The organism is Comamonas sp. 17RB, assembly GCF_030056555.1.
In the GTDB taxonomy this organism is placed as follows: domain Bacteria; phylum Pseudomonadota; class Gammaproteobacteria; order Burkholderiales; family Burkholderiaceae_C; genus Comamonas; species Comamonas terrigena.
Window position 1 is genome coordinate 530,646 of sequence record NZ_JASHHY010000002.1, and the last position, 15,379, is coordinate 546,024.

Annotated in this window: 10 protein-coding genes; 9 read left to right on the forward strand and 1 reads right to left on the reverse strand. The window is 68.8% G+C overall.

Annotated elements, in window-relative coordinates; genetic code table 11:
• The first annotated feature begins 2 nt into the window (after positions 1-2).
• The 7 genes from QM470_RS05610 to QM470_RS05640 all read left to right on the forward strand — a co-directional run bounded on the left by QM470_RS05610 (position 3) and on the right by QM470_RS05640 (position 12,370).
• Complete coding sequence (locus QM470_RS05610) at positions 3-3,953, forward strand: cellulose synthase subunit BcsC-related outer membrane protein (protein ID WP_283338492.1); 3,951 nt, start codon at positions 3-5, stop codon at positions 3,951-3,953.
• A 3-nt stretch (positions 3,954-3,956) separates the two neighbouring features.
• Positions 3,957-5,759, forward strand: a complete 1,803-nt coding sequence (locus tag QM470_RS05615; RefSeq protein ID WP_283338493.1) for a BcsE family c-di-GMP-binding protein — start codon at positions 3,957-3,959, stop codon at positions 5,757-5,759.
• The gene (locus tag QM470_RS05620; RefSeq protein ID WP_283338494.1) at positions 5,756-5,953 is read left to right on the forward strand and encodes a hypothetical protein; all 198 of its coding nucleotides are present in this window, start codon (positions 5,756-5,758) and stop codon (positions 5,951-5,953) included. The genes QM470_RS05615 and QM470_RS05620 overlap by 4 nt, the downstream gene beginning before the upstream one ends.
• The gene (gene bcsQ, locus QM470_RS05625) at positions 5,944-6,711 is read left to right on the forward strand and encodes a cellulose biosynthesis protein BcsQ (RefSeq protein WP_283338495.1); all 768 of its coding nucleotides are present in this window, start codon (positions 5,944-5,946) and stop codon (positions 6,709-6,711) included. The genes QM470_RS05620 and bcsQ overlap by 10 nt, the downstream gene beginning before the upstream one ends.
• Positions 6,708-9,329: a UDP-forming cellulose synthase catalytic subunit gene (gene bcsA, locus QM470_RS05630; RefSeq protein WP_283338496.1), complete on the forward strand. Its 2,622-nt coding sequence runs from the start codon at positions 6,708-6,710 to the stop codon at positions 9,327-9,329. Before bcsQ ends, bcsA begins: the two co-directional genes overlap by 4 nt.
• A 115-nt stretch (positions 9,330-9,444) precedes the next feature.
• Positions 9,445-11,010, forward strand: a complete 1,566-nt coding sequence (gene bcsG, locus QM470_RS05635; protein ID WP_283338497.1) for a cellulose biosynthesis protein BcsG — start codon at positions 9,445-9,447, stop codon at positions 11,008-11,010.
• A gap of 133 nt (positions 11,011-11,143) precedes the next feature.
• Complete coding sequence (locus tag QM470_RS05640; RefSeq protein ID WP_283338576.1) at positions 11,144-12,370, forward strand: multidrug effflux MFS transporter; 1,227 nt, start codon at positions 11,144-11,146, stop codon at positions 12,368-12,370.
• A 10-nt stretch (positions 12,371-12,380) separates the two neighbouring features.
• On the opposite strand, the gene QM470_RS05645 is transcribed toward QM470_RS05640, so the two are convergent.
• Positions 12,381-13,274 carry an MOSC domain-containing protein gene (locus QM470_RS05645; RefSeq protein WP_283338498.1) on the reverse strand — a complete coding sequence of 298 codons (894 nt, stop codon included), beginning with the start codon at positions 13,272-13,274 and terminating at the stop codon, positions 12,381-12,383.
• A gap of 106 nt (positions 13,275-13,380) precedes the next feature.
• On the opposite strand from QM470_RS05645, the gene QM470_RS05650 reads away from it, so the two are divergent.
• Positions 13,381-14,502 (forward strand): FAD-dependent monooxygenase, encoded by a 1,122-nt coding sequence (locus tag QM470_RS05650; RefSeq protein WP_283338499.1) that lies wholly within the window; start codon positions 13,381-13,383, stop codon positions 14,500-14,502.
• A 94-nt stretch (positions 14,503-14,596) separates the two neighbouring features.
• Positions 14,597-15,310: a DsbC family protein gene (locus tag QM470_RS05655; RefSeq protein WP_066537559.1), complete on the forward strand. Its 714-nt coding sequence runs from the start codon at positions 14,597-14,599 to the stop codon at positions 15,308-15,310.
• The last annotated feature ends 69 nt before the right edge of the window (positions 15,311-15,379 follow it).

The following is a 15,379-nucleotide window of genomic DNA, read 5'->3' on the forward strand; positions in this document are numbered from 1 at the left end:
CCATGCAACGCCGTCCCACCTCCCCCTGGCACTGGGCTGCTGCGATCGGCGTCTGGGCCTGCGCCGCCATCCCTGCCGCTCCCGCGCAGACACGTTCCGCTGGCGATCTGACGGCCGAAGCGGAAATCATCCGCAGCGCACAGCTGTGGATCAGCAAGCACCGCACCGACCTGGCCCGCCAGCACATCGAAAAGCTGCTGCTGGTGCACCCCGATTCGGCCTGGGGCCACGCCACCCTCGGCGATATTGCGCTGCGCGAAGGCAAGGCCGCCGAAGCCCGGGCCCAGCTGGACCTGCTGCGCCGGCAATTCCCCCAGCACCCGGCCACCAAGGAATTGAGCCTGCTCTCGCGCCTGATGGGGCCGGACAGCCAGAAGCTGGCCACCATGCGGCTGATGGCCCAGGCGGGCCGCCTGCAGGAGGCGGCCACGCTGGCGCGCTCGCTGTTCCCAGACGGCCCTCCCACCTCGGGCTCGATGGCGCTGGAGTACTACCAGATCGTCAGCAGCGTCGCACCGGAAGACGACACCGCACTGGACCGCGCACTGCAGCAGCAATACACCCAGACCGGCGATGTGCGCTACCGCATCCTGGCCCTGCAGCGCCAGCTGCGGCACGGCTCGACCACGCCGGCCCTGCTCAATGAGATGGCCCGCTTGGCGGACCAGCCCGGCACCGACGAACAGGCCGTGCGCAGCCTGTGGAGCTGGGCCATCGACAAACTGCCCTGGAACGCCACCCCCGCCGCCGCCCAGGCCTATCTGCAGCGCTACCCGCAGGACACGGCCATGCAGCAACACCTGGCCAAGGCCCAGGCTACCCTTGGCAGTAGCGGCAGCACAGGCGGCACCGGGATCGCAGGCAGCACGGCAAGCCCTGCCAGCCCAGGGGGTGCAGCCAGGGTAGAAGCCAAGGCCGCACCGCCCGCGCCACCTTCCCCCACCCAGCTGGCGCTGCGCACGGCCGACCGCGCGCTGGACCGCAAGGATTTGCCGGCCGCAGACAGCGCGTACCGCCGCGCCTTGCAACTGTCGCCGCGCAATGCCGAAGCACTGGGCGGGCTGGGCATCGTCGCCATGCGGCAAAGCCAGCATGCCGAGGCCGCCGAATTCTTTGCCCAGGCCCTGGCCGTCGAACCCGTGGCCAAGTGGCGCGGGCTGCGCGACACCGCCCGATTCTGGGCGCTGCTGGCCCGCGGCAATGACGCATTGGATGCCGGTGACACCGCCACCGCCGCGCAGATGGCCGAGCAAGCCCTGGCGCTTCAGCCCACCAACCCCGAAGCGCTGGGCCTCCAGGCCAACACCCTGCAAGCCAGCGGCCAGCCCCAGCAGGCCGAACAGGCCTGGCTGGCACTGCGGCAAGCCCACCCCGACCATATGCCTGCGGTACGCGCCCTGGTGGGCATGTACCTGGAGCAAAACCGCAGCCGCGATGCCGAGCAGTTGCTGGCCCAACTGCCCCCCGCCACGGCGGCCGAGGCGGCCGGCCTGCGCGCCGATCTGCTGCAGACCCAGGCCGAGGCGGCCCTGGCCCAGAACCAGCCCGTGCAGGCCATGGAGCTGCTGGAAACGGCCTTGCCACTGGCGCCCGACAATGCCTGGCTGCGCCACCGGCTGGCACGCACCTATCTGCAGCAGAAACAGCCCGCCCTGGCCAACGCCGTGATGGCCGATGGCGTGGCCCTCGCCCCCACGGATGCCGACATGCGCCAGGCCCGCGCCCTGATCTGGCTGGCCCAAGACCAACCGGGTGCCGCACTGGAGGACATGCAGGCCATTGCGCCGGCACAGCGCTCACCTTCCCAGACCCTGTTGCTGCAGGAAGCCCGGCGGCAGGTGCTGATCGCACAGGCCCTGGCCCAGGCCGATGCCGGGCAGCGCCAGGCACTGCTGACCCAGGCAGAAAACCTGATCGGCCAGGACCCCGATGCCATACGCCAGGTGGCCAATGCCTGGTTCGACATCGGACAGCCCGAACAGGCCGTGGCCCTGTGGGAGCGCCAGCGCACCCACCTGCCTGCCACGCCGGCGCTGGATCTGGCCTACGCCCAGGCACTGGACCGCGCCCGTGCCGACACCCGCCTGACCGCCATCCTGCCCGGCCTGCTGGACCGCAGCGATTGGGCCCCCGAAGACAATGCCAGCCTGCTGGATCTGCAGTCCGGCCTGGAAGAGCGCCGCATTGCCGACCTGCACAGCCAGGGCCGGATCACCGCCGCCAGGGCGCTGGCACGCGACGTGCCGCTGCGTGAAGGCCCGGGCATCACCCCGGCGCACACCGCAGCCGCCCGTTCACGCCTGCACATGGCCGCCCAGGACAGCGCCGCCGCCCTGCCGTTGCTGCAGCAGGCGGTGGCGGCCGATCCGCACAACTTCGATCTGCAGGTGGACACGGGCAATGCCTGGGTCCTGGCCGGCGACCGTCACCAGGCCTTGCCCCATGCCGAAGCCGCGCAGGCCATGGCTCCCCAGCAAGCCGCCTGGCGCAAGCTGGCGCTGGTACGGCTGTGGCAGCGCATGGGTCGCATGGACGAAGCCCAGGCCGTGCTGGACACTGTGGCCCGCGACCCAGAGGCCGACCGCACCGAGCTGCTGCTGCATGGGGCCCGCCTGCAGCGGGCACAGCGCCATTACGCCCAGGCCTCCCAGCTGTTCGGCCAGGCGCTGGACGGCATGGCATCCGCCTCGGCCGCAGAACGCCTGAACGTGGAGACGCAGCGCCAGCAGATCGAATCCCGCAAGCAGGCCTGGGTGGAAAGCGGGCTGACACGGCTGCACAAGTCCGGCACCGACGGCATCTCCACCCTCAACGGCTGGGAATGGGCCAATGTGGCCTGGATCCCCCGGGGCTACGAAGGACCCCAGTTCGTGCATGTGGACCGGGTGAGCCTGAACGCCGGTCGCCTGGCCAATTTCGACCCGGCCTTCTTCAACAGCGGCGATATCGACGACCTGCCCGACGTGGCCCGTTTCGGCCAGCTGGGGGCCTCGGCCGTGCGTGCCCAGGACAGCCAGCAGGGCGGCGACTTTCTGCAGCGCTATGCCCAGAGTGGCTGGCGCACCCAGTCCGCGCGCGGCTACAACATCGGTACCGGGCATGACGGCGATGATTTCGGCTGGGACCTGGGCCTGACGGGCATCGGCATGCCGGTGACGAATGTGGTGGGGGGACTGCGCTGGAGCCTGCCCACCGCCACCGATACCAGCTGGACCCTGCGCCTGGAGCGCCGTCCGGTCACGGGCAGCCTGCTGTCCTATGCCGGCGCGCGCGATCCGGTGACCGGCCAGACCTGGGGCGGCGTGGTGCTCAACACCGCCAGTGCCCGGATTGCGGGCGAAACGGACACTGGCTGGGACCTGTCTGCACAGGCCAGCTGGGGCCTGTACACCGGCAAAAACGTGGCCAGCAACCAGCGCGTGCAGGTCCGCACCACGGCGGGCACCGATGTCTGGCGCACCCCGTTCCAGCGGGTGTACGCCGGCGCCACCCTGACCGCCACCGCCCACACCCGCGACCTGTCCGAATACTCCTGGGGCCATGGCGGCTACTACAGCCCCAAGCGCAGCCTGTCCCTGGCCTTCCCGGTGGAATGGACCGGCCGCGAAGGCGCCTGGACCTGGCGCGTCAAGGCCTCGGTCAGCCTGTCGCAAACGGCATCCAGCACCTCGCCCCTGTACCCGCGCCCGGTCCAGATCCCGCCTGCATGGCAGGCCCTAGCCTCCGATCTGGGCTACCGCAGCGCCGGCGGCTCCGGTACCGGCTGGTCATTCGCTGCCACGCTGGAGCGGCAGGTCACACCCAATCTGGCCCTGGGTGGACACCTGTCGCTGGACCGATCGGATTACTACGCGCCCACCAATGTGATGCTGTATGCGCGTTACTACTTCGACCCCGTGCGCACGCCCCTGGTCAACTACCCGCGGCCGGTGACACCGTATTCACAGTTCTGAGCCATGCCTGCACCCGCCCCTTCTTCCAGCAACACCCTGTCGGCACGCATCGGCCGTCTGCTGACCTGGCGGCGTCTGCCCGGCGGCCCGCGCACGCCAGCGGCCAAGCGCCCGCCCGCCACACTGGCCGTGGAGGGCCTGCCCGAGCGCATCGCCGCCCTGCCCACCCGGATGAACACGGCCATCACCGGCCCGGACGATGCCCATTTCCACCGCTGGCAGCAGCAGCTGTTGCGCTCCCTGCTGGCCAGTGCGCGGGGCGTTTTTGTGGTGGCCGACACACCCCAGGCCATGGACCGGTTGCTGGCCCCTGCCGATCTGCAGGAGGCCTTGCAGCAGGGGCGTATCCAGCCCTGGATACTGCCGCTGGAGGCACAGGCCCACATCGCCCAACGCCGGCTGGCCGAGCTGTTGTCCGAGCTGCACACCGCCGGACTGCGGCCACACCATGCCCTGCTGTGCACCAATGCGGCGGGCTTGCTGCAGCGCACCCGCCTGGTCCACCTGGAACGCATGAGCGGGCAATGGGTGCATTGGGCCCGCCAGCGCCACCGGGCATCGGTCTGGTGCTTCACCGTGGAAGTGGGTCAGCCCCACATCCGCTCCATCATCAGCGCCCTGGCCCGCAGCTTTCTGTATGCCGCGCACCTGGAAGTACATGCCACCGAACCCGGCCTGGTGCTGGAGCGCTGGGACAGCCCGCAGGGCGCGCTGTTCAATACCCGCTACGGGCTGGAGCCTGGGCCCGACGGCCTGCTGCGCGCCAATGGCAGCATCGTGCGTGGCTCGGCCGCACGCCTGGCACAGGCACCGGATGCCGAAGTGGTCTATGCCACGCAGGCCTGTCTGAATGAGCTGCGTGCGCTCCCGCAGCACTGGAATGCCGTGGACAACTGGCAGGCGGCGGAAAGCGCCGTGCAGTCCGCGATCGGCGCCACGGTGCTGCTGGATGCCGGCACGCCCGAGCACTTTGAAGCCCTGGCGACCTTGGTCCACCGCCTGCGCAGCACGCACCCGCCCACCCTGAAGATTGCCGTGCGGGAAACCAGTGCCAAGCTGCGCTCACACCACGAGCGGGCCTTGTTGCAGCTGGGTGCCAACGAGGTGTTCTACGCCGAGATGCGCATGGCCCGCGTGGTGCGCCATGTGCAGAAAATGCGCGACCAGGTCTATATGCGCGACCTGCCGGCGGACTGGAAAACCATCCTGGCCGATTTCCTGCCCGTGCCCGAACAGGGTTACCAACCACCCGCGCGCTTCATCGAGCTGGTGCGCGACATGCTCGAGCGCGCACAGCGCCAGGATCTGAACCATGCCATGGTGCAGCTGCATCTGCTGCCGCATGTCTCGCACAGCATGGCCCTCAAGGCCTATTGCGGCACGCGCTCCGGGGATCTGCTGACCGCCGACGCGCACAGCCTGTGGCTGTTTCTCTACACCTGCCGGGAGGTGGACCTGAACCCCACCATCGAGCGGCTGTTCTCCACCCCCACCACCAACCTCTTCAGCAGCCAGACCACCCACAGCCAGCTGCCCGGCATTGCCCAGCAACTGCGGCTGCTGATGGAAGAGAATGAACAGCACCCCCTGCCGGATTACAGCCAGATGCTGGGGGCGGCGCGTGCGGTGCCTGCCGCTGCGGGCGCGCTCCCTCCGGTACGGGCTGCCCTCGTCCCCCAGGTCGTCGTCCCGCCGCTGCCAGCGGTCGCTGCGTCTCCGGAGCCGGCGCCCGCGCCCGCGCCCGCCCTGACCTGGCAGCCCCACCCACTCGGCAAACAGCCGACTTCGGAGGAGCGTGCACCATGAGCTTCTGGGTTTTCCTGCTGTGGATGGCCTTGGGGATCGTTTTGGCGGTCTTTCTGGCCCGGTACATACCCCTGCGCCGGCCGACGCGCGCCCGGCTCAAGCTCAGGCACCAGCGTCTGCGCTACCTGCAACCCTATGCGCCCACACCACCTCCGGCGCCCGCCGCTTCCGAGAAAGGGCCTGCATGCGACTGATTGCACTGACGGCAGCTGCCGGCGGCGCGGGCTGCACCACCGTCGCGGCCCATGTGGCATTGATGCTACAGACCATGGGCCATGCCTGCCTGGCGCTGGAGCTGCATCCGCGCAACCAGCTGGGGGTACACCTGGGACTGCCCTACCCGGTGCAAAGCGGCTGGGCGGCGCCTGCGGCGCAAGGCCGGTGGTGGGGGGATTGCGCCGTCGCCGCAGCCAACGGCCTGCTGTTCCTGCCCTATGGCCCCAGCAACATGGCACAGCAGCTGCAGCTGTCACAGCAGTGGCTGGACCAGCCCCAGTGGCTGCACACCCAGCTGCAGGCCCTGGCACTGCCGGCGGACACCCTGGTCATTGCCGACGTGGGCCTGCCCACCTCTGCGCTGGCCTGGCAGGCGCTGGCCATCGCCGATGCGGTGCTGTGCTGCACCACGCCGGCGCTGGACAGCGTGCATGCGCTGGCGCCATTGCATGCGGCCCTGCCCGCGGCGGCCGGGCCCGACCGGTTCCGCATCCTGACCAGCCGCATCGATGCCCGGCGCCTCAGCCACCAGCGCGGCATCGCCTTGCTGCACGCCCACTGGAAGAAACATCTGCTGGACGACGTGGTCCATGAAGACGAAGCCGTGCCGGAAAGCTGGGCCGAAGGCAGCCCGGTGCAGCTGCATGCACCCCACGCCCTGTCCTCCCATGACCTGCAGGGGGTGGCACACAACCTGCACCTGTGGCTGACGGCCCCACCGGGGGCCCCCGCATGAGCCGGGGACAGCACACCCTGGCGTGGCTGGCCAACCAGCTGCGCGTCGACCAGCCCGCCCAGCTGGGGTCCTGGGTGTGGCGCCTGTTTGTCTACCGCTCCGCCGCCACGCCCTGGCAACCGGTCACGGCAGGCGAAGTGCCCGACCCTCTGCAGTGGCTGGCGCGGCACCTGGATGTCCCGCGCAACGCCAGCCTCTGGCAATGGCTGCTGCGCCTGGTCATCCGCCCCGGTCCGGCCCCGGGCACCCTGACACCGGCCATGCGCGCCATCAACTGGGTGCTGCATGCCGTCGGCTGGCTGCTGCACCGGACCCTGGCCACGGTCTGGCACCTCCTGGCCTGGCCCATGAACCAGATGCTGCGGCTGCTGGGCGCCCTGGGCCGGCGTGTAGACCGGTGGCAACTGCGCCCGCAGGCCGAACAGCTGGTCGCCCCGGTGCTGCAGCGCAAAGGCATGCCCCAGCTCGTGCTGGCCCTGGGGGGCGCCATCATCCTGCTGGTCATCACCACCCCCATGAATGGCTACGGCCAACTCATCTTTCTGGTCCTGGCATGGATGCTGTCCATCGTGCTGCGCCAGATCCAGGGGCGATTTGCCGCCCTGGCCCTGGCCACCATCAGCCTGGTCGCCATGGGCCGCTATGCCTGGTGGCGGCTGAGCCACACCCTGACCTTCGATACCTGGCTGGAAGCCATGCTGGGCTACGGCCTGCTGGCGGCCGAGGCCTACACCTGGCTGGTGGTCGTGCTGGGCTTCATCCAGACCGCCTGGCCCTTGCACCGCCGGCCTGCGCCGCTGGTGGGCGAGCCGGATGCCTGGCCGACGGTGGACGTCTTCATCCCCACCTACAACGAACCGCTGGAAGTGGTGCGCCCCACCGTGCTGGCCGCGCTGGCCCTGGACTGGCCGGCCGACAAGCTGCGGGTCTACATCCTGGACGACGGCAAGCGCGAGGAGGTCCGCACCTTTGCCGAAGAGTTCGGCGTGGACTACATCACCCGCCCGGACAACCGGCATGCCAAGGCCGGCAACCTCAACCACGCGCTCGCCATGACGCACGGGGATCTGGTGGCCATCTTCGACTGCGACCACATCCCGGTGAACAGCTTCCTGCGCACCGCCGTGGGCTGGTTCCAGCGCGACCCGCAGTGCGCCATGCTGCAGACGCCACACCATTTCTTCTCGCCCGACCCGTTCGAGCGCAACCTCGGCACCTTCCGCCGCGTCCCCAACGAAGGGGCCCTGTTCTACGGGCTGATCCAGGATGGCAACGACTTCTGGAACGCCACCTTCTTCTGCGGCTCCTGTGCCGTGCTGCGGCGTGGCCCGCTGATGGAGGTGGGGGGCATTGCCGTGGAAACCGTCACCGAAGACGCCCACACCGCCCTCAAGCTGCACCGGCGTGGCTACCACACCGCCTATATCCGCGACATCCAGGCCGCCGGTCTGGCCACCGAAAGCCTGTCCGCCCACATCGGCCAGCGCATCCGATGGGCACGCGGCATGGCCCAAATCTTCCGGGTGGACAACCCTTTCCTGGGCAAGGGCCTGGATTTCTGGCAGCGCATCTGCTACGGCAATGCCATGCTGCATTTCTTCTTCGGGCTGCCGCGGCTGGTCTTTCTGACCGCCCCCATGGCCTATCTGTTCTTCGGGCTGCACATCATCTCCACCTCGTCGATGCTGCTGCTGCTCTACCTGATTCCCTACATCGTGCAGGCCACCATCGCCAACGCCCACATCCAGGGCCCGTACCGCCACACGTTCTGGGCCGAGGTCTACGAGACCGTGCTGGCCTGGTACATCACCCTGCCCACCACAGTGGCGCTGATCGCGCCCAAGCTAGGCAAGTTCAACGTCACCGCCAAGGGCGGCCTGGTGGAAGAGGCCTATTTCGACAGCCATATCTCGCGCCCCTATGTGCTGCTGGTGCTGCTCAACCTGTCCGCCCTGCTGTTCGGGCTGTGGCACCTGTTCTTCTCCGAGCAGCGCGATACCGTGGCCCTGCTGCTGAACCTGGTGTGGACGCTCTACAGCGTCTTCATGCTGGGCGCGGCCATGGGGGTGGCTGGCGAAACCCGCCAGGTGCGGCGCATGCACCGTGTGGCCACCGAGCTGCAGACCGTGCTGTACCTGCCCTCCGGCCACACCCTGCCCGCGCAGTGCCATGACTTCTCGCTCAGCGGACTGGGACTGCGGCTGGCGCCGGGCCAGCCCATCAGCGCGGGCATGCACATCGACGTGGGCCTGTGGTCTGAGGGACAGGAACACACCTTCCCGGCCCAGGTCACCTCGCACAACAGCGAGGGCCTCATGGGCCTGCAGTTTGGGGACATGACTCACCAGCAGCAGATCGCGCTGGTGCAATGCACCTTCGCCCGCGCCGAAGCCTGGAAAGGCTGGAGCAATACCTATGAAGCCAACAACAGTGCCCACACGCTGCGCGACATGCTGCAGATGAGCGGCAAGGGTTACCGCGTGCTGCTGGCGTACCTGCGCGGCCAGTTGCGCGGCCTGTGGAAGGCGCCGGCTCCGGTGCCCACCCCGTCGCCTGCGCCTGCGCACACGCCGCTGAACTACGCCAGCTACCAGGCGGCACAGGTGCATGCACCATGAAGAACCGCGTGCCGTCCCCCTCTCTCCCTTCCAACCGCCACCCGGTTGCCGGCAGCCTGGGCTGTGGCGGGTGTTTCGCTGGCGCGCCGCAGGCGCGTACAGCGCAGGTATTGCCATGAGCTTCTGGGCGTTCTATTTCCTGGCCAAGACGGCCCTGCATTTCACCGGCCACCTGCACATGCAGTGGCTGCCCAATCTGTTGCTGGCCATCTGGGTCTTCTGGCCCGTGCGCAAGCCACACTGGCTGCGGCTGCGCACCCTGGCCGGCATCGTCTGCGCCGTGCTGCTGCTGTACGCCGAAAGCGGCCTGCCCAGCCTGGAGCGGGCCTTTTCACAGGCCCACCTGCTGGCCGGCTTCAGCACCCGCTACACGCTGGAGCTGATCGGCCGGCTGGTGAGCTGGCAACTGCTGCTGGGACTGGCCGCCGCCCTGGCGGTATATGTCCTGCTGTCCGCACGCATCCGCTTTGCCACGTTTGCCATCCTGGGCATCCTGGGAGTGGGCCTGCACGCGGCCTGGCAAACCACCCAGCAGCCGCGCAACGGCATGACAGCCGCCGCCGCGTCGGTGCCCTCGGCCACGGGCGGCCCCGCCGGCAACACCACGCTGACCCCCGACAGCATGCTGACCGCGTTCTTCGACCGGGAGCAGCAGCGCAAGGTGGTGCTGCAGCATCCCGCCAGCGCATTCGATGTGGTGGTGCTGCATGTCTGCTCGCTGGCCTGGGACGACATGACCCATGTGGGCCTGGCCGAGCACCCCTTCATGACCCAGGCGCAGATGGTGTTCAGCCAGTTCAACAGCGCCTCCAGCTACAGCGGCCCGGCATCGCTGCGCCTGCTGCACGGCATGTGCGGCCAGGCCACGCACGAAGGGCTGTACCAGGGTCTGGACCGCAGCTGCTATGTGTTCCCGGCCCTGGAAGGCGTGGGCTACCAGGCCCAGGGCCTGCTGAACCACGATGGCGTCTACGACAACTTCGCCAAGGAACTCGAAGAGCGCGGCGGTCTGGGGGGCAAGCTGCAGTCCAACCAGGGGGCCCCTGCGGCCTACCGCAGCTTTGACAACAGCACCATCTTCAGCGACTACGGCACCCTCCACCAGTGGCTGGAAAAACGCAAGGCCCTGGACAGCCAGGCCCCGGTGGCGCTGTACTACAACTCCATCACCCTGCATGACGGTGTGCACGCGCCGGATGCCAGCGCCAGCAACAGCATCGCCACCTACAAGCCCCGGCTGCAGCAACTGCTGGACGACTTTGCCCGCTTCACCCAGGAGCTCAAGGCCAGCGGTCGCCCCACCGTGCTGATCATGCTGCCCGAACACGGCGCCAACCTGCGCGGCGACAGCATGCAGATTCCCGGCATGCGCGAGATCCCCACGCCACGCATCACGCTGGTGCCCACCCTGGTGTACCTGCTCAACACGCCCACGCCCCCCGAACCCCAGGTGCGCGTGGACAAGCCGGTGAGCTATGTGGACCTGTTCACCCTGCTCAACGGCATGTTCCAGAACTCGCCCTTCCAGGCGGGATCCACCCCCTTGGAGGCACGCAGCCAGGCCATGGCCGGCACCGATTTCGTGACCGACAACGAAACCGTGACCATGCTGCGCATGCCGGATCAGCGCTACTGGATGCGCTCCAAGGACTCCACCACCTGGGTGCCGTACCAGCCCTGAACGGCACTGCCGCCGAGCGCACCGTGCCGTGGCCTGCCGCATGCCGCCCGGCAGCGGGGCTGTCGCCGCCCCGGCTGCCAGCGGCGGCCATTGCTGGCACACTGCGGGACTGTTCTCCCCTGTGACACTTCCCATGCACCCCCATGCCGATACCCTGTGGCGTGGTCCGCGCTGGACCCTTGCCGTGCTGCTGGCCGTGCTGGGCATGCTCGGCCCCTTCGCCATCGACACCTACCTGCCCGCGTTCTCGGGCATTGCGCGGGCACTGGACGCCACGCCGCTGCAGATGCAGCAAACGCTGTCGGCCTATCTGTTCGGCTTTGCCTTCATGAACCTATTCCACGGGGCCCTGGCCGACAGCTTTGGCCGCCGCCCGGTGATTCTGGGCGGTCTGGCGGTGTTCACCCTGGCGTCGGCCGGCTGCGCGCTGTCGCAGGACATCGGCCAGCTGGTGTTCTTCCGCGCGCTGCAAGGCCTGTCCACCGGCGCAGGGGTGGTAGTCTCGCGCGCCATCGTGCGCGACATCTTCCCGCCCACCGAGGCCCAGCGGGTGATGAGCCAGATCACCATCTTCTTCGGCGTGGCCCCGGCCATCGCCCCCATCATGGGCGGCTGGCTGTTCGTGCATCTGGGCTGGGCCAGCATCTTCTGGCTGCTGACGGGCATCGGCGTGGCGCTGCTGGCCGTCAACTGGCGGCAGCTGCCCGAGTCGCTGCATGCCAGCCAGCGCCAGCCCTTTGACGTGCGCCATCTGATGCGCGGCTATGGCGAGCTGTGCACCGACCCACGCTTTCTGCTGCTGGCCCTGGCCAGCGGCGTGCCGTTCAACGGCTTTTTCCTCTACGTGCTGTCGGCCCCGGCGTTTCTGGGCGACCACCTGGGCCTGGGGCCCACGCAGTTCTTCTGGCTGTTCCTGCTGACCATTGCCGGCATCATGGGCGGCGCCTGGGTCAGCGGCCGGCTCGCCGGACGCATTGCGCCCAAGCGGCAGATCCGCCACGGCCTGCTGATCATGACCGTGGTCTCCATCGCCAATGTGGTGGCCAATCTGCTGCTGCCGGCCCATGTCGGCTGGGCGCTGCTGCCGGTGGGCATCTACGCGTTCGGCTGGTCGCTGATGGTGCCGGTGGTCACGCTGCTGGTGCTGGATCTGTACCCGCTGCGCCGGGGACTGGCGTCCTCGCTGCAGGCCGTGGTGGGGTCGACCGCCAACGGCCTGGTGGCCGGCGTGCTGGCTCCGCTGGTCATGCATTCCACCGCGGCCCTGGCACTTGGCTCGGCCGCGCTGATGGCCATCGGCCTGCTGTCGTGGATCTATCTGCACCACCGCTGGCCGGAGATCGGCCGCACGGCCGCGTGAAGCACCCGTCCTAGTCGAACGCCAGCTCGCCCACCATGGGCTGGCCGGCTTCCAGCACCAGGCCGGCCCCTTGCAGCACGATGGCATTCATGCCGAAGGTGATGGCGCCGTCCATGCGCGCATCGGCACGGTAGCCCGCCAGGGCGGTGCTCACGTCCAGGCTGCTTGCGGCGGTGGCGGGGTCGATGTCCGGAATCGGGCAGCGCGTGCAGGGCTTGACCGGGCGCAGCGTGACCACGCCGCCCGCGGTGCGGATGTGCAGCTGGGCCAGATGGTCTTCCTCATGGGCCTCCAGGCCGTCCAGCACCAGGTTCGCGCGAAAGCGCAGCAGGTCCACATGCGGACCACCGGCAGACTGCACACGTTCGGCCAGCTCGGTGCCTGCCGCGGTGGTGGTCACCAGCAGCGGGTAGCCATCGGCAAAAAAGGTGCTGGCTGCCACATCGCCCGTCCATTTGCGGCTGCACGGGCGCTGGCGGCTGCGGTCAAAGCGCACCAGACGGCAGTCCGTGCCCAGGAAGGCACTCAACCACCCTGCCACGGCATCGCCCTGGTCGTGGCCGGCCACGCGGTCGTCCCACACCTCCACCTGCTGCAGGGCGGCATCGGCCGGCGGCTGCACCACATGGCGCGCCTGGCCGGGGGCCTGCAGCGCCAGCACGTCGCCGCCGTCCAGCAGCTCGGGCTGGATCAGCACCATGCGCGGGTGGCTGCGCTGGGTCAGAAACACACCCTGCGGATCGACCACCATCCATTCCCGGTCCTGGGCCAGCCCGGTGACGTCCAGCCGCACCGCGGGCACCTGCACCCCGGCGCAGGATTTGACCGGGTACACCCACAGCTGGGCAATGCGGCCCTGCACATCGGCCGAAGTCTCCACCGCATCCCATGATGCTGCTGCCATTTTTTCGTCTCCTTCTGATCTGACCCCGGTCTGCCCGGTCCCGCGGGTGATTGGAACATGGCAGCACGCCAGCGGGGGCCAGCGCCGCCCTCCTACAATGCAGGCCATGGCGCAATCCTTTGACGTATGTATCCGTGGGGCCGGCATCGTGGGCCGCACCCTGGCCCTGTTGCTGGCGCGCGAGCGACTGCGTGTCGCCCTGGTTGCCACCCCGCCAGCCCCTGACGCCGCGCGCGATGTGCGTGCCTATGCGCTCAACACCAGTTCCAGGCAGCTGCTGGCCTCGCTGCGGGTCTGGCCCGACCCCGTCCACGCCACCGCACTGCGCCACATGGAAGTGTTCGGCGATGAAGGCGGCAGCGTGCATTTCGATGCCGGTGCCCAGTCGGTCGATGCCCTGGGCTGGATCGTCGATGTGCCCGCGCTGGAAAACCGCCTGGTCGAAGCCGTGCGCTACCAGCCGCTGGTCGAAGTGGTCGAGCGCCCGGTGGACGCCCCGCTGACCGCCATCTGCGAAGGCCGTGCCAGCAGCACGCGCAGCGAATTCGGCGTGGAGTTTGACGTCACCCCCTACCCCCAGCACGCCCTGGCCACACGCCTGGTCTGCGAAAAGCCCCACGGCCAGGTGGCCCGCCAGTGGTTCAGCGCCGACGGCATCCTGGCCTTGCTGCCGCTGGACGGACCCGAAGGCCACACCGTGGCCGTGGTCTGGTCCACCGCACCCGAAGCCGCCCAGCAATGGAAAGATGCGGCGCCCACCGATTTCACCACCCGGCTGCAGGAGCTGAGCCAGCACGCCCTGGGCACGCTGGAGCTGCAAGGCCCGCGCCTGACCTGGCCGCTGCAGCAGGCCGTGGCCCGCCGCTGGAGCGGTGCGCAGCCCGGCAACCCGGCCGCCAGCTGGGTGCTGGCCGGCGACGCCGCCCACAATGTGCACCCGCTGGCCGGCCAGGGTCTGAACCTGGGCCTGGCCGATGTGCAGGCCCTGGCGCGCATCCTGCAGGAGCGCGACGCCTGGCGCAGCACCGGCGACAGCAAGCTGCTGCGCCGCTACGAGCGCGAACGCAAGGCCGGCCTGGCGCCGATGGGACTGGCCATGGACGGGCTGCAGCAACTGTTCAGCCGGCCCGAAGCGCCGCTGCAGGCGCTGCGCAACTGGGGCATGCAGGCGTTCGAGCGCAGCGGCCCGCTCAAGGACTGGATGGCCCGCCAGGCCATGGGCCTGTGACCCTGGAGGGTGCCTCCCGGCGCTGACCGGGGAACCTTTGCCGCCCAGGCCACCCCAACCCTTTGTTTTTGCCTCTTATTGCACGGTTGTATTCATGAAGCTGATTCCCTCTGCCCTGCTTGTCGCCGCCGCCCTCACCCTGGGCCTGGGCGCCCATGCCCAGGACGCCAACCTGAAAAAGACCCTGGCCGAGCGCATTCCGCAGCTGGACAAGATCGACGAGATCCGCCCCACGCCCATGCAGGGTCTGTACGAGGTGCGCATCGGTACCGACCTGTTCTACACCGATGCCAAGGGCAACTACCTGATCCAGGGCGAGCTGATCGACACCAAGGCCCGCCGCAACCTGACCGAAGACCGCATCACCAAGCTGACCGAGGTGCAGTTCAAGGACCTGCCGCTGCAGGACGCCTTCACCGTCGTGCGGGGCAAGGGCGAGCGCAAGCTGGCCGTGTTCGAAGATCCGAACTGCGGCTACTGCAAGCGTTTCGAGCGCGACATGCAGAAGGTGGACAACGTCACCATCTACATGTTCCTCTACCCCATCCTGAGCCCGGACTCGGCCGAGAAGTCGCGCAACATCTGGTGCTCCAAGGACAAGGTCACAGCCTGGCACGACATGATGCTGCGCGACAAGGCCCCTGCCGCCGCCAGCTGCGATGTGACGGCCCTGCAGCGCAACCTGGCCCTGGGCAAGAAACACAAGATCACCGGCACCCCCACGCTGATCTTTGAAGACAACAGCCGCGTGCCCGGTGCCATTCCGGCTTCCGAGGTGGAAAAACACCTCGCTGCCGCCAAACGCTAAGCCCCCGGGGCCTGCCGCCGTGCAGGCCCTGTTCTTTTTTGCGGCGTGGCCGCCAGGCACGCCGCCCTC

What these genes read in the sequence shown, in the direction of transcription:
- bcsA (WP_283338496.1), top strand. Translation starts at nt 6,708, where the DNA reads ATGAGCCGGGGACAGCACACCCTGGCGTGGCTGGCCAACCAGCTGCGC.
- QM470_RS05640 (WP_283338576.1), top strand. Translation starts at nt 11,144, where the DNA reads ATGCACCCCCATGCCGATACCCTGTGGCGTGGTCCGCGCTGGACCCTT.
- bcsG (WP_283338497.1), top strand. Translation starts at nt 9,445, where the DNA reads ATGAGCTTCTGGGCGTTCTATTTCCTGGCCAAGACGGCCCTGCATTTC.
- QM470_RS05655 (WP_066537559.1), top strand. Translation starts at nt 14,597, where the DNA reads ATGAAGCTGATTCCCTCTGCCCTGCTTGTCGCCGCCGCCCTCACCCTG.
- QM470_RS05650 (WP_283338499.1), top strand. Translation starts at nt 13,381, where the DNA reads ATGGCGCAATCCTTTGACGTATGTATCCGTGGGGCCGGCATCGTGGGC.
- bcsQ (WP_283338495.1), top strand. Translation starts at nt 5,944, where the DNA reads ATGCGACTGATTGCACTGACGGCAGCTGCCGGCGGCGCGGGCTGCACC.
- QM470_RS05645 (WP_283338498.1), bottom strand. Translation starts at nt 13,274, where the DNA reads ATGGCAGCAGCATCATGGGATGCGGTGGAGACTTCGGCCGATGTGCAG.
- QM470_RS05620 (WP_283338494.1), top strand. Translation starts at nt 5,756, where the DNA reads ATGAGCTTCTGGGTTTTCCTGCTGTGGATGGCCTTGGGGATCGTTTTG.
- QM470_RS05615 (WP_283338493.1), top strand. Translation starts at nt 3,957, where the DNA reads ATGCCTGCACCCGCCCCTTCTTCCAGCAACACCCTGTCGGCACGCATC.
- QM470_RS05610 (WP_283338492.1), top strand. Translation starts at nt 3, where the DNA reads ATGCAACGCCGTCCCACCTCCCCCTGGCACTGGGCTGCTGCGATCGGC.